This window comes from Pseudomonas sp. BB438 (assembly GCF_057180225.1).
Genome location: NZ_CM170001.1, coordinates 3,275,126 through 3,292,924 on the forward strand (window position 1 = coordinate 3,275,126; position 17,799 = coordinate 3,292,924).

At 63.5% G+C, this 17,799-nt stretch carries 19 protein-coding genes; 6 read left to right on the top strand and 13 right to left on the bottom strand.

Annotated elements, in window-relative coordinates; all coding sequences use genetic code 11:
- Nucleotides 1-169: 169 nt before the first annotated feature.
- From AC1ZV1_RS15050 to AC1ZV1_RS15075, 6 genes are all read right to left on the bottom strand, one after another.
- Entirely contained in the window at nucleotides 170-1,444 is a 1,275-nt protein-coding gene (locus AC1ZV1_RS15050) for a transporter family protein (RefSeq protein ID WP_484297460.1), read from the bottom strand.
- A 54-nt stretch (nucleotides 1,445-1,498) separates the two neighbouring features.
- Nucleotides 1,499-2,233 (bottom strand): hypothetical protein, encoded by a 735-nt coding sequence (locus tag AC1ZV1_RS15055; RefSeq protein WP_484297461.1) that lies wholly within the window; start codon nucleotides 2,231-2,233, stop codon nucleotides 1,499-1,501.
- 46 nt (nucleotides 2,234-2,279) lie between these two features.
- Entirely contained in the window at nucleotides 2,280-2,960 is a 681-nt protein-coding gene (locus AC1ZV1_RS15060; RefSeq protein WP_484297462.1) for a C39 family peptidase, read from the bottom strand.
- A gap of 75 nt (nucleotides 2,961-3,035) precedes the next feature.
- Nucleotides 3,036-4,049 (bottom strand): heme utilization protein, encoded by a 1,014-nt coding sequence (locus AC1ZV1_RS15065; RefSeq protein WP_484297463.1) that lies wholly within the window; start codon nucleotides 4,047-4,049, stop codon nucleotides 3,036-3,038.
- A 52-nt stretch (nucleotides 4,050-4,101) separates the two neighbouring features.
- The gene (locus AC1ZV1_RS15070; protein WP_484297464.1) at nucleotides 4,102-4,680 is read right to left on the bottom strand and encodes an adhesin; all 579 of its coding nucleotides are present in this window, start codon (nucleotides 4,678-4,680) and stop codon (nucleotides 4,102-4,104) included.
- Between the two features lies 1 nt (nucleotide 4,681).
- Complete coding sequence (locus AC1ZV1_RS15075; protein ID WP_484297465.1) at nucleotides 4,682-5,134, bottom strand: hypothetical protein; 453 nt, start codon at nucleotides 5,132-5,134, stop codon at nucleotides 4,682-4,684.
- Between the two features lie 627 nt (nucleotides 5,135-5,761).
- On the opposite strand from AC1ZV1_RS15075, the gene AC1ZV1_RS15080 reads away from it, so the two are divergent.
- Together AC1ZV1_RS15080 and AC1ZV1_RS15085 are read left to right on the top strand one after the other, a co-directional pair.
- Entirely contained in the window at nucleotides 5,762-6,592 is an 831-nt protein-coding gene (locus tag AC1ZV1_RS15080; RefSeq protein ID WP_484297466.1) for an undecaprenyl-diphosphate phosphatase, read from the top strand.
- Nucleotides 6,593-6,610: 18 nt separating this feature from the next.
- Nucleotides 6,611-7,321 carry a DUF1294 domain-containing protein gene (locus AC1ZV1_RS15085; RefSeq protein ID WP_484297467.1) on the top strand — a complete coding sequence of 237 codons (711 nt, stop codon included), beginning with the start codon at nucleotides 6,611-6,613 and terminating at the stop codon, nucleotides 7,319-7,321.
- Between the two features lie 9 nt (nucleotides 7,322-7,330).
- Here the strand turns inward: AC1ZV1_RS15085 and AC1ZV1_RS15090 are convergent, their stop codons facing one another.
- Nucleotides 7,331-8,236: a LysR substrate-binding domain-containing protein gene (locus AC1ZV1_RS15090; protein ID WP_484297468.1), complete on the bottom strand. Its 906-nt coding sequence runs from the start codon at nucleotides 8,234-8,236 to the stop codon at nucleotides 7,331-7,333.
- Nucleotides 8,237-8,368: 132 nt separating this feature from the next.
- Between AC1ZV1_RS15090 and AC1ZV1_RS15095 the strand changes: the two genes are divergently transcribed.
- Nucleotides 8,369-8,977 (top strand): FMN-dependent NADH-azoreductase, encoded by a 609-nt coding sequence (locus AC1ZV1_RS15095; protein WP_484297469.1) that lies wholly within the window; start codon nucleotides 8,369-8,371, stop codon nucleotides 8,975-8,977.
- Between the two features lie 198 nt (nucleotides 8,978-9,175).
- The gene (locus AC1ZV1_RS15100; protein WP_484297470.1) at nucleotides 9,176-10,189 is read left to right on the top strand and encodes an alpha/beta hydrolase family protein; all 1,014 of its coding nucleotides are present in this window, start codon (nucleotides 9,176-9,178) and stop codon (nucleotides 10,187-10,189) included.
- Between the two features lie 112 nt (nucleotides 10,190-10,301).
- On the opposite strand, the gene AC1ZV1_RS15105 is transcribed toward AC1ZV1_RS15100, so the two are convergent.
- Nucleotides 10,302-11,891, bottom strand: a complete 1,590-nt coding sequence (locus tag AC1ZV1_RS15105; RefSeq protein WP_484297569.1) for an ABC-F family ATPase — start codon at nucleotides 11,889-11,891, stop codon at nucleotides 10,302-10,304.
- A gap of 236 nt (nucleotides 11,892-12,127) precedes the next feature.
- Between AC1ZV1_RS15105 and AC1ZV1_RS15110 the strand changes: the two genes are divergently transcribed.
- Together AC1ZV1_RS15110 and AC1ZV1_RS15115 are read left to right on the top strand one after the other, a co-directional pair.
- Nucleotides 12,128-13,078 (top strand): phospholipase D family protein, encoded by a 951-nt coding sequence (locus AC1ZV1_RS15110; protein WP_484297471.1) that lies wholly within the window; start codon nucleotides 12,128-12,130, stop codon nucleotides 13,076-13,078.
- Between the two features lie 157 nt (nucleotides 13,079-13,235).
- Nucleotides 13,236-13,517, top strand: coding sequence for a hypothetical protein (locus tag AC1ZV1_RS15115; RefSeq protein WP_484297472.1), 282 nt, complete (start codon nucleotides 13,236-13,238; stop codon nucleotides 13,515-13,517).
- An 87-nt stretch (nucleotides 13,518-13,604) separates the two neighbouring features.
- On the opposite strand, the gene AC1ZV1_RS15120 is transcribed toward AC1ZV1_RS15115, so the two are convergent.
- The 5 genes from AC1ZV1_RS15120 to AC1ZV1_RS15140 all read right to left on the bottom strand — a co-directional run bounded on the left by AC1ZV1_RS15120 (nucleotide 13,605) and on the right by AC1ZV1_RS15140 (nucleotide 17,701).
- The gene (locus AC1ZV1_RS15120; RefSeq protein ID WP_484297473.1) at nucleotides 13,605-14,882 is read right to left on the bottom strand and encodes an OprD family porin; all 1,278 of its coding nucleotides are present in this window, start codon (nucleotides 14,880-14,882) and stop codon (nucleotides 13,605-13,607) included.
- A gap of 281 nt (nucleotides 14,883-15,163) precedes the next feature.
- Entirely contained in the window at nucleotides 15,164-16,345 is a 1,182-nt protein-coding gene (locus tag AC1ZV1_RS15125) for an MFS transporter (protein WP_484297474.1), read from the bottom strand.
- A 127-nt stretch (nucleotides 16,346-16,472) separates the two neighbouring features.
- Nucleotides 16,473-17,027 (bottom strand): putative glycolipid-binding domain-containing protein, encoded by a 555-nt coding sequence (locus tag AC1ZV1_RS15130; protein ID WP_484297475.1) that lies wholly within the window; start codon nucleotides 17,025-17,027, stop codon nucleotides 16,473-16,475.
- Nucleotides 17,027-17,389, bottom strand: a complete 363-nt coding sequence (locus tag AC1ZV1_RS15135; protein ID WP_484297476.1) for an MmcQ/YjbR family DNA-binding protein — start codon at nucleotides 17,387-17,389, stop codon at nucleotides 17,027-17,029. The genes AC1ZV1_RS15130 and AC1ZV1_RS15135 overlap by 1 nt, the downstream gene beginning before the upstream one ends.
- Nucleotides 17,390-17,422: 33 nt before the next feature.
- Entirely contained in the window at nucleotides 17,423-17,701 is a 279-nt protein-coding gene (locus AC1ZV1_RS15140; protein WP_484297477.1) for a peptidylprolyl isomerase, read from the bottom strand.
- Nucleotides 17,702-17,799 lie beyond the last annotated feature (98 nt).

Sequence of the window (17,799 nt, forward strand, 5' to 3'; positions counted from 1 at the left end):
GGCGTTCGGCGTGTGCGGATATTTCTCTGGAAGCCTTTAGCGCCGGAACCGTCGAGGGGCTGCTTTTCGTAGGAGCGAGCTTGTTCGCAAACCGCCCAAGGTCCGCTCCTGCGGACGCAGAATGACAAAGGCCCCGAACAGGGGCCTTTGCGTTTGGACAGCCGAGCCGTCAGAAGTAATACGGGAATTTCACGCTGAAGCTGAAATCCGGCGCATCCGGCGAGATGCCGATGGACAGGTTCGGCACGATGGTCAGGTTGGGGCTCCAGGCGTAGGTCAGGCCCCAGTTGAAGTACGCCGCATTGGCGTCGCTGCCGGTGACGGTGGTCCAGTCGCCGCCGTCGGCCTTGATCTTGCTCTTCTGGGCGATCAGGTCGGAGAAGGAAAACGACATGCTGGTCTTCTCGTTGAGGGCGAAGGCCACGCCCGCACCGATCTGGAACCAGTCGCCGAGATCGACCTTGCCTTTCTGCTTCACGCCCTCGGTGGGGCTGATGTCGTCGAAGGATTCCTCGAGGTTGTAGGTGTAGGAGAAGCTGCCGAACAGCACGGCCGGGTCCACGGTCTTGACCAGCGAGATGCCGGGGGTGACGGACCAGACGCCATTGCCGGTGGGCAGGGACTCGGGCACGTTGAGGTTGTCGTTGTCCGAGGCGCGCTTGAGCTTGATGCCGTAGGGCTCCTTGCCGGTGGGTGCCTTGATCCGCAGGCTGACCACCGCGTCGGGGCGCGACTCGGTTTCGTCCATGAACTTGTAGGCGATACCGACGTTGACGTCGCCCAGGGTCGGGTCGCGGGTGACGGTTTCGTCGGTGGATTGCGCCGTGGAGTTCCCGGCGCCGGCTGACTCGAAGGTGCTCTCGCGGTACACCACGGGAGCGTTTATGTCGAACTGCCAGCGGTTGTTCCAGTTGTAGCGGGCGGTCAGGTCCAGGGTCCAGTTGTCGGCCTTGATGTTGTCCACGCCGATGTTGCCCAGGAAGATCGTGTCCAGCGCGAGGAAGCCGTTGAGGATCAGCTGCTTCGTGTCGTAGTGGGTGTAGGTAAGGCCCGTCTCGAAGCTGAAGGCGCCATTGCCGAAGAAGCCGCTCGCTTCGTCGTAGAGGTTCTCCACGCTCTTGGGTGGGCTGGCATCGTCCTTGAGCGATTCGCCGTAGGAACTGCCGCTGGAGGCCACGGTGTTGCCGGTTCCTGGCGGTGTCGGCTTGCCGGTCGCAGTGACCAGGCGCTTGGGCTGGGCAGGGGTGGCGGGCGCTTCCTCGACCTGCCTGACCCGTTGCTCCAGCACCATCAGGGCGTTCTGCTGGGCTTCGTAGCGCTGCTTGAGCTCCAGCAGCTCCTGTTTCAACGCCTCCACCTCGGCTTCGGTCGCCGCAGCGGCGAAGCCCGAGGGGAGTAATGCGGATACACAGATTGCAGTTCCTAGCGTTAGCGATCGGTGCATGGCGCGCTGTCCTTGACGTATAGGTTGGACCTCACAGTCGCACTGGAGCGTAGATCACATACCCATGGTGCGAAGCCCTTTGAGTTGGTCGAGATTGCAGTCCAGCACGCCAGTCGACGGAAGGTTGTTTTTCAGGACTACGTTGAGCTGTGCCAGGTTGTTGACGGCATTATTTCCACCCACCATCTGCGCGGCCTGGAGCAGTCCGCCGGCGGCCAGTTGTTGCATGCTGGCGCCTTGGCCGTTGGCGTTGATCGCCAGCTGGATGCCGCCGTTGCCCGGCGTCACGCTCACGGTGCCGGCGCCGTTGCTGGCGCTGATCGCCCCGTTGAGCGGTGTTCCTTGCTGGGCGACGGCGGGTGCCTGGTCGGCTTCCTTCACGTCGATGCTGACGTTGTTGGACGCAGTGTTGTAATCGCCTGCGGAACGGACGCTCTGGGTGACGCCCTGGGTCTGGTTGAGTCCGGCGCCGCCGCTGACGGTTCCGGTGCCGGCAGCCGGCGTCGCGCCGTTGCCTTTCTCGTCGATGGTGGTGACGTAGAACTGCGGTTTGATGGTGGATTCCTGGATCTGCATGCTGACCCTGGCGCCGATGTTGTCGCCCACGGCGTTCTTCCAGGTACTGCTCATGACGATGCCAAAGCTGATGACCCGGCCCGGCATCACGTATTTGCCGCGAAGCTGGGCCAGTTCCTGGTCCTTGAGTTCGATCGGCCGGAAGACGCTCTCGGCCTGGGCGGGCAGGCAGGCCACCAGGCAGGTGGCGGCAAGCAGCGGGATCACTTTCATTAGGGTTCTCCCCGGAAGGATTCCTGCCTTCCGTTCTTGTGCGGTCTCAGAGGAAGTCGCTCTGGATGAATCCGAATTCCATGAGCTCTGCATCCTTGACCGGGCGGAAGGCATTGAGTCGGTCCCTGGCCGTCAGTGGATCGGGCGGGTTCATCAGCGCGTTGGCCTGTTGGTAGCCCGGACCGATGACGGCGAAAATGATGCCGTTCCAGCCTTTGAGAAAATCTTCCTGGGTGAAGCGCTTGTGGCCCAGCACCGGGTCGCCGATGTAGACGTAGCCCTTGAAGGCACGTTGCATCACGACGAAGTGTTTGTAGCCACGGATATCCATCAGCACTATCACCGGGATCGTCAGCTTCTCCAGAGAGGCGGCCGGGATTCGGTACCCGCGGGCGCGCATGCCAATGCCTTCGAGGTAGGTCTTCATGTCCAGCATGGAGAATCCCTGCGTACGCACCAGCTCCGGGTCGGCCCGGACCAGCATCCCCTTGATCACGAATTCCTCGTCCACGTCCAGCGCGTAGGCCTGGCGGAGGATCGTCGCCAGTGCGGCAGCGCCGCAGCTGAAGTCGGTCTTCTGCTGAACCAGGTTGCTGAACTTGCGCTCGCGGATGCTCTCGACGTGCTTGTAGGCCATGGTCCCGCCGGGAAGGATGGCGAAGGGCAGTTGCGCGGCCTGCGTCGTGAGGCTGAAAAGGGCGAGCAAAAGCAGGGCGGACGTACGCATGATCGTGACGCCTGGGGGCAGCTCAGGAGAAAGGAGGCTCCGTTGCCGGAGCCTCCAGGGACTACGCCGTATCGCTTACAGGCAGGATTTGCAGCCTGCGGCGATGGACAGCGAGTTGCTCTGCTGGTTGCCGACACCGGCAGCGATGTTGGCCCCGACGTTACCCGACGCGTTGTTCAGCGAATTGGTCAGGTTGGCGTCGTTCTTGACCGGGTCCTTCCAGCCAGTGGGAACCAGGACCTGATAGGTCGCCTGTCCTTTGAGGTCGATGGTGCCGGCCTCGACGAAGAACAGCGGATCCTTGTCGGTCTTGCTGCCGCCGCCACTGTTGCGGCTGTCGTTGTTGTGACCACCGTAGCCGGACTCGTCGACCACATACCCGGTACCGGCTCCTTTGTAGGTACCCGTGGCCTTGAACTCGGACTTCAGGGTTTCCTTGTCGTAGGTCAGGAAGGCCACGTTGCCGACCGTGTTGCCCGATGAGGTCTGAGTCGCGCTGCTGGAGGATTCGGCAGTGGCGCCACCGGAGACGGCCGCAGCCATGTCGTTTTTCTGTTGGTTGTAGTTGCCGGCGGTCACGTTGATGCCGATGTTGCCCGAGGCGCCGTTCGCCGAATTGCTCAGCGTCGCCTTGTTGGCGGTGGAGAAGTTCCAGGCGGTGTTGCCGGTGTTGTTCTGGGTGACGTCAGTCGAGGCGTGGGCGTAGCCGAAGATGAATTTTTCATCCGCGGTCGCCAGGGCGGCAGCATTGGCCTGTTGGTTCATATCACCGCCGGCCACGTTGACACCGACGTTGCCGGACGCTTCCCCAAGCGATCCGTCTACGTTGCCGGTGTTCTTGGTGCCCATGTTGACGACGGTATTTTCGCTGCTTTCCTGGGTGTCCTTGACGTCTGCGCTGGCGCCTGCGTCGATCCGCCGGTCCTGGTAGGGGTCATACGGCGTTTTGGGTTGATGTTGTTCATGACCGTGGCCGTTATCGTGGCCGTGACCATGTCCGTTGTTGTTACGGTTATCCGCGTGCACTGCTACAGCCATGACCGCTGCGACGGCGAAAACCAGTGGCTTGAGAGCCATTGTCGGTTTCATGGTGTATCTCCTTGCTTGTTGGCGTGCTTAGTGTTTTAGGAGTTGGCGTGGGTCAATCCGCGACCCGGATGCTCAGGGTGTTGGCAATACGATTGCCGACCCCGGCGCTCTGACTCATCTGGACGACACCCCGGCTGCCGGCAAAGGCCTGGTCGCTGGTGACGACCTGCCGGCTACCCGTGGTGGTGTCCACCGAGCCTGAGTTCATTGGCAGCGCAACGTTCTGCTGGGAAAGCACGCTGTCATCGACGTTCTGCGGAATGGCACTGACGCTGATCCGCATGGCGTTCACTTGCTGGTTGGCTGCCCCGGCGGCCTGGTTCACACCCAGTGCGCCGTTGCCATTGGTGAAGGCGTTGCCGGTGATGCTGGCGGCCGCTGCCTGGCTCGGATCGACGAAAGCGTTGACCGTCTGCCGGAACTGGGTGGAGGCCTGGGCGTTACTGCCGATGGCAATTGCCCGGCCGTTGGCCTGCTGCTGGGCGTCGCCGGCGGCCTGGTTCACGCTGGCGACGCCGCTGTAATTGCGCACGGCGCTGTCGATGGTGGCGTTGTTCACCGAGGATGGGTCGGCCGCCAGGGCCGGGACGCTGCACAGGAACAGCGGGAGAGCGAGCAGGGGGAGGTTCATCTCAGCGGTCCCCCGTCAGCATGCGCAGGGGAGAGAGTCCTTGCTGGACGGTACGGTTCACCGAGTTGGAGATGCCGGCACCGCCGCCGGCCGCGCCGACGCCCATGCCGTTTCCGTTGAGAGACTGGTTGCTGCCATTGTCCATGCCCACCAGCTGGCCGCCGGGCATGATGTGCCGCTGCAGGCTCGAGCCGCTGGTGACGCCAGCGAAATCGCTGTCACTGAGTTCGGCGTTGCCGGTCTGGCGCACGACCTGCTCGGAGATGTTCGGGTTGACGGTGATCGGGTGTGGGTCGGGGATGTCGGTCGGCCGAGTGGCAACGCGTGGCTGCACCTGGCGTTGCAGGACGATGGTGCCGTCGCCAGCCTGTACCAGCGGGCACAATGGGACGCTGGCCGCGCCGCAAGCGAGCGTGGCGAGAATGCCGACTATCCGTGAGTCGATGTTCCCCATGATGGCGGTTCCTTCTTGGTGCGCTGAGCCCTAACCAGCGGTACCAAGGCGGAGCAGGGGGCGTGCCGCTTTTGATCAGCTATTGAGAATCAATGACATGGCGTTACGCCATGCGAGCCATCACGGGGCGCCTGTTTCCGTATCGATACAGCACGCGCGTACGAAAGACTGGCGCGACCCCTGGATTGGGGCTCATCTCCCGGCAGTGGCGAATTCTGTTGCGCGCCTGATACATAACATTGGGCGGGGCAGGGCGAAGTGCAGCCGGCTGGCGTTTGCGGCGATTCGAGTGTTTCGCCTGGGTAACACCGACAGGGGATATGTAGGCTTTTTGGTACTTGAGTACTGCAGGCTTTTCAATGGATTAGGCATTTTGCATGATGGCGCGAACCGGCCGGGATCGCGGTTGTCTGCATCTGCCTGGCGAGAGAACGCAGAGCGATTCTGCCGAAGCGCCAACGCCTTCGCTGTCGGTGCCGAATTAGAGAAATTTTTGTGAATTTCGTAGCGTCATTCGGCCAATGCATTAGCATGCCGACGCCGCTGCGGCGCTAGCGCGCCAGGAGCAGGCAGCGGAACAAAACCATTAGAAACATGCGAGCACGCGTGCCTCGCGGGGGAAGAAATATGGATCTGTGGAGTGCCTTTCAGGCCTTCATTCTTGGCGTCGTCGAAGGGCTTACCGAATTCCTGCCGATCTCCAGCACCGGCCACCAGATCATCGTGGCAGACCTCATCGGCTTTGGCGGCGAACGCGCCGAAGCCTTCAACATCATCATTCAGCTGGCGGCCATTCTCGCGGTGGTCTGGGAGTTCCGCCGCAAGATCCTCGATATCGTCTGTGGCCTGCCGACCCAGCCCAGGGCGCAACGCTTCACCGTCAACCTGCTGATCGCCTTCTTCCCGGCGGTCGTGCTGGGCGTGGCCTTCGCCGATTACATCCACCATTACCTGTTCAATCCCGTCACCGTGGCCGTGGCGCTGGTGGTGGGTGGTTTCATCATGCTCTGGGCCGAGAAGCGCCAGCACGTGGCCAATGCCGAAACCGTCGACGACATGAGCTGGAAGCAGGCGCTGAAGATCGGCTGCTGCCAGTGCCTGGCGCTGATTCCCGGCACTTCACGCTCCGGTGCCACCATCATCGGCGGCCTGCTGTTCGGCCTGTCGCGCAAGGCGGCCACCGAGTTCTCGTTCTTCCTGGCCATGCCGACGATGGTCGGTGCTGCGGTGTATTCGGGCTACAAGTACCGCGATATCTTCCAGCCGTCGGACCTGCCGGTATTCGCCATCGGCTTCGTCACCTCGTTCATCTTCGCCATGATCGCCGTGCGCGGGCTGCTCAAGTTCATCGCCAACCACAGCTATGCGGCCTTCGCCTGGTACCGTATCGTGTTCGGCCTGCTGATCCTGGCGACCTGGCAGTTCGCCCTGATCGACTGGAGCAGCGTCAAACCCTGATCCGATTAGCGAGTGAACGTGGAAAAGAACGGCACCATCAGCCGCTGGGACGACGACAAGGGCTTCGGTTTCATCCGCCCTCAGTCCGGTGGCAAGGAAGTCTTCCTGCATATTTCCGACTTCCGTGGAGATCGCCGCCCGGAAGCGGGTGACCCGGTCTCCTACATCGAAGGCGTTGGCAAGGACGGCCGCCCCCGGGCCGCCCACGCGCGCCTTGCAGGGCTGGCTATCGACACCCCGGCGATTCGCCGCAAGCCCACCACCACCGTCACCCGTGAGCGCGTTCGCAGCGGCCGTGAAGTTGCCTTCCCCAGTGCGCCGAAGCGTTCGGTTGGGCGCGCGCTGGTGATCCTGGCGGCGCTGCTGGTGTTGCCCGTCATTGGCTCGGTGATCTGGCTGAAAGACAGTTACGTCGTCTGGTTCCTGCTGCTCTATCCGGTCTTCAGCGCTCTGGCCTTCCTCGCCTACTGGCGCGACAAGCGCAGTGCGGAGCGCAACGACTGGCGCACTCCCGAACAGAGCCTGCACCTGCTGGAACTGCTCGGCGGCTGGCCGGGCGCGTTCCTGGCCCAGCAGGTGTTCCGCCACAAGACGCGCAAGGTGTCGTTCCAGTTGGTGTTCTGGGCCATCGTCGTGCTGCACCAGCTGTTCTGGATCGACTGGCTCAGCGGCGGCCGGCTGCTGGGCTGGATCGGCTCACTGATGGGGCTGGGCGCGCCCTCCGCGTGAAGGCCGGCTTCAGACCGGCCAGTCGTCCTTCGAGAAGCCTTCCTCCAGGTAATCGAGCAGCGCCCGCACCGCAGGCAGGATGCCGCGTCGATGCGGGTACACAGCCTGCAGGTAGGCTTCCGGCTCGCTCCACGCGGGCAGTACGCGCACCAGCCGGCCGTCCTCCAGTTCCTGCGTGCAGTAGTGCAGGGGCAACAGGGTGACACCCAGCCCGGCCAGCGCGACGTTCTTGCGAAGGTTGAAGTCTTCCACCGCAAGACGCGCCTCCAGCGCCACTTCCCGCACGTCGCCCTGTGGTCCGCTCAGCTTCATGTGCACTCGGCGGTCGTTGTCGATGGCGCCAAGGACGGGGAGGTTGGCCAGGTCCTCCGGGGTGCGCAACGTGGCGCCCTGGAGCAGCGAGGGCGCAGCCACCAGCGCGGTCTTCGCCAGGCGCAACCGCCGCGAGATCAGCGACAGGTCCTCATCGCCAGGCGCCCGCACGCGGAGTGCGACATCGATGCTTTCGTTGAGCAGATCGACTCGGCGGTTGGTCAGCATCAGCTCCAGGTTCACCTGCGGGTAGGCGGCGAGGAACCCCGGCAGCATCTCGTTTAGCGAGGTTTCCGCCAATGCTACCGGGCACGACAGTTTCACTCGCCCGCGGGGTTCGGCGCTCAACTGGGCGGCGACTTCATCGGCCATTTCGGCTTCCACCAGCATCGCCTGGCAGTGCCGGTAATAGCGCTCGCCCAGGTCGGTGAGCGCCAGCTTGCGCGTAGTGCGTTGCAGCAGGCGCACATCCAGGCGTGCTTCCAGTTCGGCCACACGCCGCGATAGCCGGGACTTCGGAAGCCCCAGGAGGCGCCCAGCGGCGGCGAATCCGCCGGCCTCCACCACTTTGGCGAAATAGAAGAGGTCATTGAGGTCCTGCATTGGATTGTCCTGCTGGTGAGACGAATTATTGCATTCTTGCCGACTTATCGAAGATTGGCTACATGCGTAGTCTTGCCTCCAACGACGAATTCCTCCGCCAACACGTTTGGCCCATCCGCTTGGAGAACACACATGAAACTGCTGCACATCGACTCGAGCATCCTCGGCGACAACTCCGCCTCCCGCCAACTGAGCGCCGAACTGGTCGCCGCCTGGGCCGCCGCCGAGCCGGGCGTTGAAGTGACCTACCGCGACCTGGCCGCTGACGCCATCAGCCACCTGTCGTCCGCCAGCCTGGTGGCCGCTGGTACGCCGGCCGAGCTGCGTGACGCCGCGCAGAAGCACGAAGCCGAACTGGGCGAGAAGAGCATTGAGGAGTTCCTCGGCGCCGACGCCATCGTCATCGGTGCGCCGATGTACAACTTCTCCATCCCCAGCCAGCTGAAGGCATGGATCGACCGCATCGCCGTGGCCGGCAAGACTTTCCGCTACACCGAAAATGGCCCGGAAGGCCTGGCGGGCGGCAAGAAGGTGATCATCGTTTCCACCGCCGGCGGCATCCATGCCGGTCAGCCCAGCGGCATTGCCCACGAAACCTACATCGAACTGGTGCTGAACTTCCTCGGCATCACCGACATCGAGGTGGTGCGTGCCGAAGGCCTGGCCTATGGCGACGAGCCGCGCCGTAACGCCATCGCCGGCGCCCGGGCAAGCATCGCCAGCCAGTTCGCTGCTGCCTGATCGCTGCAGTGAAAAGATAAAGCCCCGCCCAGGCGGGGCTTTTTTGTGCCCGTCCGTACCGCCTGTCTGCGTGCACGGAGCGAGTCGCTCTGGCGCGTACTATGCAGATATTTCCGTTTGGCGGTGCCCGGCGGCCTTTGCATTCACCGACAAGCCTCGTGGCGCCTGATCTGGAGACATTTCGGAGCGAACTGCACCATGGCGAGGCGCCTGTTCTGGTTCCTGCTGCTCGTTACCTTCAGTACCGCGGGTTGGGCGGCGCAAGGTTGGAATGTGGGTTTTCACCGCCTGCAGGTGAGTGACCCGCTGGACCAGCAGCCCATGAAGGCCATCGCGTTCTACCCGACCCGCGCCTCCGAGCGACCACTGCACCTGGGTGAGTTCATTCTCGATGTTGCCTATGAGGGGCAGACCGCCAACGGTCGCTTCCCGCTGCTGGTGATGTCCCACGGCAACTACGGTACGCCACTGGCACACCGCGATCTGATCGAGGCGCTGGTGCGCAAGGGGTTCGTCGTGGTGACCCTGCTGCACCCCGGTGACAACCTGCATGACCACAGCCGCCTGGGCGCGGTGAGCAACCTCTACGGACGGCCGCTGCAGGTGTCGGAAACCATCAGCGCCGCGCTGCTCGATCCCAAAGTCGCGAGCATCGTCGATCCACGCAAGGTGGGTGTGATCGGTTATTCCGCCGGCGGTGAAACCGCGCTGATCCTGGCGGGAGCCCAGCCGCGCCTGGAGCGGCTGATCAAGTATTGCCAGGAGCGCCCGGACGACGCCGATGCCTGCAGCGAGAAGGGGGAAGTGCGTGCCGATCGCACCGATCTGGTGCCCATGGCCGATCCGCGCATCGGTGCCTTGCTGTTGCTGGCGCCGCTGAGCCTGATGTATGGCGCCCGCGAGTTGGAGGACGTGCAGGTTCCGGTGCTGCTCTACACGGGCAATGAAGACCAGATTCTCGACTGGAAGAAGAACGCTCGTGCCCTGGCGCGCAAGTTACCGCAGCAGGCGGACCTGCGGGTGCTGGATGGGGCTGGGCACTTCGTCTTCATGTCGCCCTGCTCGGAAGAGGAAGTGGAGGCTACGCCGGACCTGTGCACCGACACCCAGGGCGTGGATCGCAAGGCTATCCACCGCGACCTGGCCGCCTCGGCAGCGGAGTTCTTCGACGTCAGCCTGGGTGGCGCGACGATGCAGACGTCGGGGCGCTGATCGCTCTCAGGAGCGGGGCCCTGCCCGCGATTCGCGGACAGCGCGCCCCTCGATAAGCACCCAAGAAAAAGCCCCGCATGCGGCGGGGCTTTTCATTGCGCCGAGGCGTTGATCAGACGATGACGCCCTGGCTGCGCAGGTAGTCATCGTAGGTGCCGCTGAAGTCGGTCACGCCGTTATCCGACAGCTCGATGATGCGGGTGGCCAGCGAGGATACGAACTCGCGGTCGTGGCTGACGAAGATCAGAGTGCCCGGGTAGTTCTCCAGCGCGAGGTTGAGCGACTCGATGGACTCCATGTCCAGGTGGTTGGTCGGCTCGTCCATCACCAGCACGTTGGGGCGCTTGAGGATCAGTTTGCCGAACAGCATGCGGCCCTGTTCACCCCCGGAGATCACCTTCACCGACTTCTTGATGTCGTCATTGGAGAACAGCATGCGGCCGAGGGTGCCGCGCACCAGTTGCTCGCCGCCCTGGGTCCACTGGGCCATCCAGTCGAACAGGTTGTAGTCGTCCTCGAAGTCCTCGGCGTGGTCCTGGGCGAAGTAGCCTACCTCTGCGCTGTCGGTCCATTTCACTTCACCGGAGGTCGGCGCCATGTCGCCGACCAGGGTGCGCAGCAGGGTGGTCTTGCCGATGCCGTTGGGGCCGATGATGGCGATGCGCTCGCCAGCTTCCACCTGCAGGCTGAGGTTCTTGAACAGATCCACGCCGTCGAAGCCCTGGCTCACTTTCTCCAGGGTCACCGCCTGGCGGTGCAGCTTCTTGTGCTGCTCGAAGCGGATGAACGGGCTGACGCGGCTGGACGGCTTGACCTCTTCCAGCTGGATCTTGTCGATCTGGCGTGCGCGGCTGGTGGCCTGCTTGGCCTTGGAGGCGTTGGCCGAGAAGCGGCTGACGAAGGTCTGCAGCTCGGCGATCTGGGCCTTCTTCTTGGCGTTGTCCGACAGCAGGCGCTCGCGGGCCTGCTCGGCCGCGGTCATGTACTCGTCGTAGTTGCCCGGGAACAGGCGCAACTCGCCGTAGTCCAGGTCCGCCATGTGGGTGCAGACACTGTTCAGGAAGTGACGGTCGTGGGAAATGATGATCATGGTGCTATTGCGCGCCGTGATGACGTTTTCCAGCCAGCGAATGGTGTTGATGTCCAAGTGGTTGGTCGGTTCGTCGAGCAGCAGCAGGTCCGGATCGGAGAACAGCGCCTGGGCCAGCAGCACGCGCAGCTTCCAGCCGGGAGCGACGGCGCTCATCGGACCGAAGTGCTGGTCCAGCGGAATGCCCAGGCCCAGCAGCAGCTCGCCGGCGCGGGACTCGGCGGTGTAGCCGTCGAACTCGGCGAACTGGACTTCCAGCTCGGCCACGGCCATGCCGTCTTCCTCGCTCATCTCGGGCAGGGAGTAGATGCGGTCGCGCTCGGCCTTGACCTTCCACAGCTCCTCGTGGCCCATGATCACGGTGTCGATCACGGTGAAGTCTTCATAGGCGAACTGGTCCTGACGGAGCTTGCCCAGGCGCACGCCGTTTTCCAGCATTACCTGGCCGCCGGAAGGCTCCAGCTCACCGCCGAGGATCTTCATGAAGGTGGACTTGCCGCAACCGTTGGCACCGATCAGGCCGTAGCGGTTGCCGTTGCCGAATTTGACGGAAACGTTTTCGAACAGCGGCTTGGCGCCAAACTGCATGGTGATATTCGCAGTGGAAATCAACTGGGTAACCCTTGGCTGGAACATGATGCGCGCCGGGCGCGAGCGGCGCGGGCGGGCAGGGAAGGCGGCGCCCAAGGCGCGCCTGACAAAGCCGCCTATTGTGCCACAGGCGGGTGTCGCCTTGCATGCTTTGCCGCCGCAGCGCCCGGTCTGCGGGCGTATGGCGGCATCAGACAGTTGAAACCCGCCATTGTCCTGCATCAGAATTCGGTGTTCAGAATTCTGGTGGGGGCTGTATGAAAATCCTAAACGCTCAACATTCGCTCAAGCAGTACCTGGAGCAGGTCAGCGGCAAGCTGATCACCGTGGTCTCGGCCTCCGCCAGTGAAACCGAGTCACTGATCGAAACCCTGGTGGAGAAGGGCAATCGCCTGGACCTGCTGGTGGGCACCATCAACTCCTTCACCTCGCCGGACTTCATCGACTACTGCGTCCGTGACGCAGGCGCCAACGTCACCCTGCACGTCGACTTCCGGGCGCAGAACAGCGTGCACTGGAAGCTGGTCCTGATCGAACCCGACGTGGTCATCCTGGGTAGCGCCAACTTCACCGAGATCGGTCTGAGCCTGACCCGCGACACCTGCACCGTGATTCAGGACGCGGCGCTGTACGCCGACTACCTGGCACGCGCCACCGAAATCAAGGGTATGGACGGTGTGGTGTTCGGCGAGGATTCCCCGGCGTTCGACGAGCAGCTGGAGGAGTACCGCCAGAGCCACCGACGCGTGCAGGCGAGCCTGGCGCGCAGCGCGCAGTACCTGGATGGCGAGAGCTGGCTGGGTGACGAGACCAACCAGAGCATCCCTCTGTTCATCTGGTACAGCGATCACTCCGATGAGTCCGAGGAGCAGGCCCAGGCTTTCCTCCACGCCAGCAGTGACGGCGTTGACTGGGACGATGTGCGCGAGTTCTTCACCTACGAATGCGCGGAGGGCGTACTGCCCTACGAAGAGGGTGACATGGTGCTGACCGCGCGCTGCAATGGCACGCACATCGGCTTCTACACCTTCGACCGCATCCTCTACCGCAACGGCACGTACTTCATCTACTCCTACCGCAAGAAGCGTTACACCCAGCCGTTCAAGCTGGAGGACGCCAAGGAGCGCCTGAAGGACGTGATTCCGGACTGGTACGAGGAGATGCGCACGTCGCTCAACCGCCATGACATCAATAGCGTGGTGCGCTGAGCCATAACCGTTTATCGGCGCGCGCCTTGTGACCCGACGGTCCAGCGGCGCGCGCCTTGGCATTTTTCGCAGGGATGGCTAGCATCCTGCCAGTATCTCGACGTCGCATGCCGTTGTTGCGTGAGCCCGTCAGAAGTCTGTCAGGAGGCAATGGAACATGCCGCAACTTCCCCCCGATGAAATCCCCGTTCGCCGCCGTATGCGCTGGCATTGGCGCCTGCTGACGCTGAAGATCTACATCCTTTCGATCTTCCTGCTCGCCTGCATGCTCGGCGGCAGTGCGATGCTGTTCCTCAATGTGCTCAACGACACGCTCGAGCTGGCCCAGCGCCTGGGGTCCTTCGTGGCCGGATCGCTGATCCTGCTGTTGTGCCTGCACATCCTGCGCATGGCGTTGCCGCCGATACCCTGGCTGCCCTGGCGACGCAGCGTGGAATAGATCACCCGGAATAGAATGGCGCCGGAATGAAAAACGCCCCGTGGCATCGCTGCCACGGGGCGTTTTGCTTCGAGCCTGGTCAGATCATCAGAAGATGTTGACCGGGTACTCGACGAAGACGCGCACTTCGTTGCCGTCGTCGTTGTAGGAGCGCGCGTCGTTGGACACGCGCAGCCAGGAACCGCGCAGCTTGACCGACAGGTCCTTGGCCGGGCCGTCCTGAACGACGTATTTCAGCTGGTTGAAGATTTCGCGCTCTTTGCCGTTGCTGGTCTCGGCGGTCTTGATGTTGTCGCCGTAGACGTAGGCCACGGTGTAGCTCAGGCCCGGAACGCCGTACTCGGTGAGGTCCAGGCTGTAGCTGCCCTGCCAGGAGCGCTCGTCCTCGCCGTTGAAGTCCGACCAGTAGGAGTTGGCCAGCCAGATGGTGGTGCCGCCGTCACCCAGGCCGCCTTCGTTCTGATACCAGCCGTAGTTGTAGCCGGAATCGCCGTTGTTGCGCTGGTGCGCAACCATGAAGGTGTGGGCGCCGATGTTGTAGGCGGCCGACAGGCTCCAGATGGTGTTCTTGGTGCCGTCGATGTCGTGCTCTTTGGCGAAATCTTCGTTCACACGGGTGCGGTAGCCGTTGAAGTCCAGGGTCAGGGACTGCTTGTCGGCCATCGGGATGACGTAGTTCAGGTTCATGTACTGCTTGCGAGCAACGTCTTCGCTCTCGTAGCCGTACAGCGAGCCGCTGAAGTTGTCGGTGAACTTGTAGCTGCCGCCGAACACGTCGATGCGCTTCAGGCCGCCGCTGTCACGCCCTTCGGCGCTCTTGCGGGTTTCCGAGGTGAAGCGGCCGACGTTCAGCTCCAGGCCTTCGATTTCCTTGGAGGTGATCAGGGTGCCAGTGAAGCTTTCCGGCAGCAGGCGGGAGTTGTCGTAGCTCAGAACCGGCAGGGCCGGCATCTGGTCACCGTACTTGATCACGGTGTTGGAGAAGCGTGCCTTCACTGCGCCACCGGCGCGGGCCAGGTCGTTGGCGGCTTCGCCGCTGTCGCCCTGCTTGAAGAAATCGATACCAGCCGCACCGCTCTTGCCCTGGCCGCCGTCCAGACGCAGGGCGTACATGCCGAATGCGTCAACGCCGAAGCCAACGGTGCCCTGGGTGAAGCCGGAGGTGAAGGTCGCAGTGGCGGCCTGACCCCATTCGGCCTTGTCCTGCTTGCCGTGCTTGTAGTCACGGTTCATGTAAGCGTTGCGGAAGAACAGGTCAAGGTGGCTGTCTTCGACGAAGCCCTTGGCGGTGGACTGGTCTTCGGCCATGGCGGCGGTCGACGCGAGGATCCCCAGTGCGAGCAGACTGATCCGGTGGTTCAGCATCTTGATTTCCTTAACGGTGCAGCGCCAGCAGACAGAAAGAAAAAAGCTCTCCGCCCCGAGGTGCGTGACCGGGGTAGGTGGAGTCCTGTGCTGGCCTATTCTTTTGGTTGTATTCGGGGCGTGGTCGCCCCGGCGCCGCCGGATGATAGCAGAGGTTCGAACTTTTTCGTCCAGCCCCTGTCACGTGCATGTCATGTTGAACTGATCAACGGCGATAGCAGCCGGATCGCGGCGGCTTGGCGGCAATGGACGCAATCGTCGCTTGATGTCATGCCGCCCGATCAGGATCGGCGATAGGAGTGCTGGAAAAGCCAGAGGCTGAGGATCAGTCCACTGAAGGCGGCCAGGGCTGCGCAGAGGAAGATCGAGCCGAAGCCGAAGCCGTTGGCGACAGCGCCCATCAGCGGCCCGGTGACGCCCAGCGAGACGTCGATGAACAGCGAATAGGCGCCCAGTGCGGCGCCACGGTTGGAGGCCGGCACCAGCCCCACGGCCTCCACGCCCAGCGCGGGGAACACCAGGGAAAAACCGAAACCGGTCAGCGCCGCGCCGGCCAGGGCGATCCAGGGCGTCGGGGCGCCCCACAGCAGGAGCAGGCCGACGCTTTCCACCGACAGGCAGGCGATGGCGACGCGGAAGCCGCCGTGGCGGTTGATGGCATTGGCGAACAGCAGTCGCGCGCCGATGAAGCAGCCCCCGAAGGCGGTCAGGCAGTAGACCGCATCCTTCCAGCCAAGGCTGGCGTAGTACAGAGTGATGAAGGTGGCGATAGTGCCGAAGCCGATGCCGCCCAGCGCCAGGCCCATGCCGTGCGGGAACACACGGCCGAGCACGTGGTGGAAGGGCATCCGCTCGCCATGTACCAGTGCGGCTGCGCGCTTCGGCCAGGCCAGGGCAAAGCCAAGCGCCGCCAGCAGGACTACGCTGCCGCCCAGGCTGGCCAGCCCGAGCTGGCCGACCATCAGCACGCCCAGTGGTGCTCCGATGGCGAGGGCGCCGTAGCTGGCGATACCGTTCCAGGAAATGACCTTCGCGGTGTTGGCGGCGCCGACGCGATCAATGCCCCAGGCGATCGAGGCACTGCCGACCAGGCTTTCCGAGGTCCCCAATACCAGGCGCGCGATCATCAACAGGCCGAGGCTGAGCCCTGGCAACCCCTGCATTGCCCAGGAGCCGAGCATCAGCGCACCGCTGCCGGCGCAGCCGACCATGCCGTAGAGCACCGCGCGCTTGGGGCCAAGGGTATCGATGACCCTGCCGGCGTAGGGGCGGGTGAGCAGGGTGGCCAGGTACTGGATGCTGATGACCAGCCCCGCCATGACCGAGCCGAAACCCAGGTCGCTGTGCACGTAGCCAGGCAGCACGGCCAGCGGAATGCCGATGGTCAGGTAGGCGATGAAGGTGAACAGGACGACGGACACCACCTGCAGGGTGGACGCGGAAGAGCGGGAGTCGGCGGACATGTGCAGCGGTTCGGTACGGCGAGTGGTCCTACATGATGGACCGCGTCTGCCATGTAGGAAAGCTAGCTAACGAACTACCTGAAATATCATCCGCCCTACGGGGCTCTTCTTAGGGGCGAGCTGTCTGTCAGACCCGGCGGAACAGAGTGGGATAGTCGATTACCAGCCCGTCGTCATCGATGGTGAGCAGCGCCTGGAAGTTCGTGCCTTCGAGGTTCTCGTAGAGATAGTGATGCGCATCGATCCGCGTGTAGCCCTGGCGCATCCGCACCGGCCTGAGCGTCGGCGCTTCCAGATAGACGACGGCCAGCTCCCGGCGCTCGCCATTGGCCAGCCGCAGGCGGCGGATGGGGAAGGTGTTGGTGAAGGGCGACGGCCAGATGTCGATGTCCAGGCAGCCATCCAGGTGCTTCAGCGAGTCGCCTGCGGCGGTCTGCCAATGGCCTGCGCCATCGGTCAGCAGGTGCAGCTGGTGTGTGCCACGGGCGCTTTCCACGCTGAAACGCGCTTCCCGCAGGCGCCATTCGGCATCCCAATCCAGTTGATAATCGAGCTGATAGGACGGTCCGCCGGCTTCGTCGATGGCGCGCAACTGGCTCTCGGCGCGGCGTTCCCCCAACTGCAGCGACTCCCAGCTCGCCGTCGGTGCGTGCCAGATACCTTCCCACGCCAGGGTGCGCATCAGGGCGCCTCCAGTACCAGGCCCAGGCGTTGGCGCTTGGGCAGACGGGCCACCACCAACTGGTGCGAGCGGGTCAGCGCTTCACGCAGTTCGGCGTCGCCCATGGGGTAGGGCTGCTGCATGGAAATCCAGAAGGCCCGCGCCAGGTACGGCGCCGGGTGGATGCCGGGACGGTCGACGCAGCCCAGGAACAACTCCGGGCCGACCTTGAAGGCCAGGCCGCCATTGCCACTGTCGAGAAAGTCGAGGATGGCGAACATCTTGTTGCCGGCCACCGAAAACACCCGGTTGCTGCCCCATTTGATGTCTTCGCGGGCGCCAGGCAGTTCCAGGCAGAAGCGGGCGATCTGTTGCGGCGTCATGGTGTGCGTTCCTTCGATCAGTCGTGCCGTTGGCTAGTCGCGGAAATAAACCTCGACCAGATGGTAGCCGAACTGGCTTTTAACCGGCCCATGGACCACGCCGACCGGTTTCTTGAAGATCACCTGGTCGATGCTGCGGACCATCTGGCCGGGGCGCACCTCACCCAGGTCACCGCCACGCTTGCCGGAGGCGCAGGTGGAATGCTTGCGCGCGAGGGTAGCGAAGTCTTCGCCCTTGGCCAGGCGCTGCTTGATCTGTTCGGCTTCGGCGGCGGTCTTGACCAGGATGTGACGGGCCATGGCGACGGGCATTTTTTGATCCTTGATGAAAGCGTCTGGGGCGGCATTGTACGGGAGCAGTGATGCAGGTCGCATTTCCCGATGGGTTGCATTGTCTGGCGCAGGGGCGC

Coding starts and splice junctions, on each gene's coding strand:
- AC1ZV1_RS15065 (WP_484297463.1), bottom strand. CDS start 4,049: ATGAAACCGACAATGGCTCTCAAGCCACTGGTTTTCGCCGTCGCAGCG.
- AC1ZV1_RS15115 (WP_484297472.1), top strand. CDS start 13,236: ATGCCGCAACTTCCCCCCGATGAAATCCCCGTTCGCCGCCGTATGCGC.
- AC1ZV1_RS15075 (WP_484297465.1), bottom strand. CDS start 5,134: ATGGGGAACATCGACTCACGGATAGTCGGCATTCTCGCCACGCTCGCT.
- AC1ZV1_RS15130 (WP_484297475.1), bottom strand. CDS start 17,027: ATGCGCACCCTGGCGTGGGAAGGTATCTGGCACGCACCGACGGCGAGC.
- AC1ZV1_RS15090 (WP_484297468.1), bottom strand. CDS start 8,236: ATGCAGGACCTCAATGACCTCTTCTATTTCGCCAAAGTGGTGGAGGCC.
- AC1ZV1_RS15100 (WP_484297470.1), top strand. CDS start 9,176: ATGGCGAGGCGCCTGTTCTGGTTCCTGCTGCTCGTTACCTTCAGTACC.
- AC1ZV1_RS15125 (WP_484297474.1), bottom strand. CDS start 16,345: ATGTCCGCCGACTCCCGCTCTTCCGCGTCCACCCTGCAGGTGGTGTCC.
- AC1ZV1_RS15120 (WP_484297473.1), bottom strand. CDS start 14,882: ATGCTGAACCACCGGATCAGTCTGCTCGCACTGGGGATCCTCGCGTCG.
- AC1ZV1_RS15060 (WP_484297462.1), bottom strand. CDS start 2,960: ATGCGTACGTCCGCCCTGCTTTTGCTCGCCCTTTTCAGCCTCACGACG.
- AC1ZV1_RS15140 (WP_484297477.1), bottom strand. CDS start 17,701: ATGCCCGTCGCCATGGCCCGTCACATCCTGGTCAAGACCGCCGCCGAA.
- AC1ZV1_RS15070 (WP_484297464.1), bottom strand. CDS start 4,680: ATGAACCTCCCCCTGCTCGCTCTCCCGCTGTTCCTGTGCAGCGTCCCG.
- AC1ZV1_RS15135 (WP_484297476.1), bottom strand. CDS start 17,389: ATGACGCCGCAACAGATCGCCCGCTTCTGCCTGGAACTGCCTGGCGCC.
- AC1ZV1_RS15050 (WP_484297460.1), bottom strand. CDS start 1,444: ATGCACCGATCGCTAACGCTAGGAACTGCAATCTGTGTATCCGCATTA.
- AC1ZV1_RS15055 (WP_484297461.1), bottom strand. CDS start 2,233: ATGAAAGTGATCCCGCTGCTTGCCGCCACCTGCCTGGTGGCCTGCCTG.
- AC1ZV1_RS15080 (WP_484297466.1), top strand. CDS start 5,762: ATGGATCTGTGGAGTGCCTTTCAGGCCTTCATTCTTGGCGTCGTCGAA.
- AC1ZV1_RS15110 (WP_484297471.1), top strand. CDS start 12,128: ATGAAAATCCTAAACGCTCAACATTCGCTCAAGCAGTACCTGGAGCAG.
- AC1ZV1_RS15095 (WP_484297469.1), top strand. CDS start 8,369: ATGAAACTGCTGCACATCGACTCGAGCATCCTCGGCGACAACTCCGCC.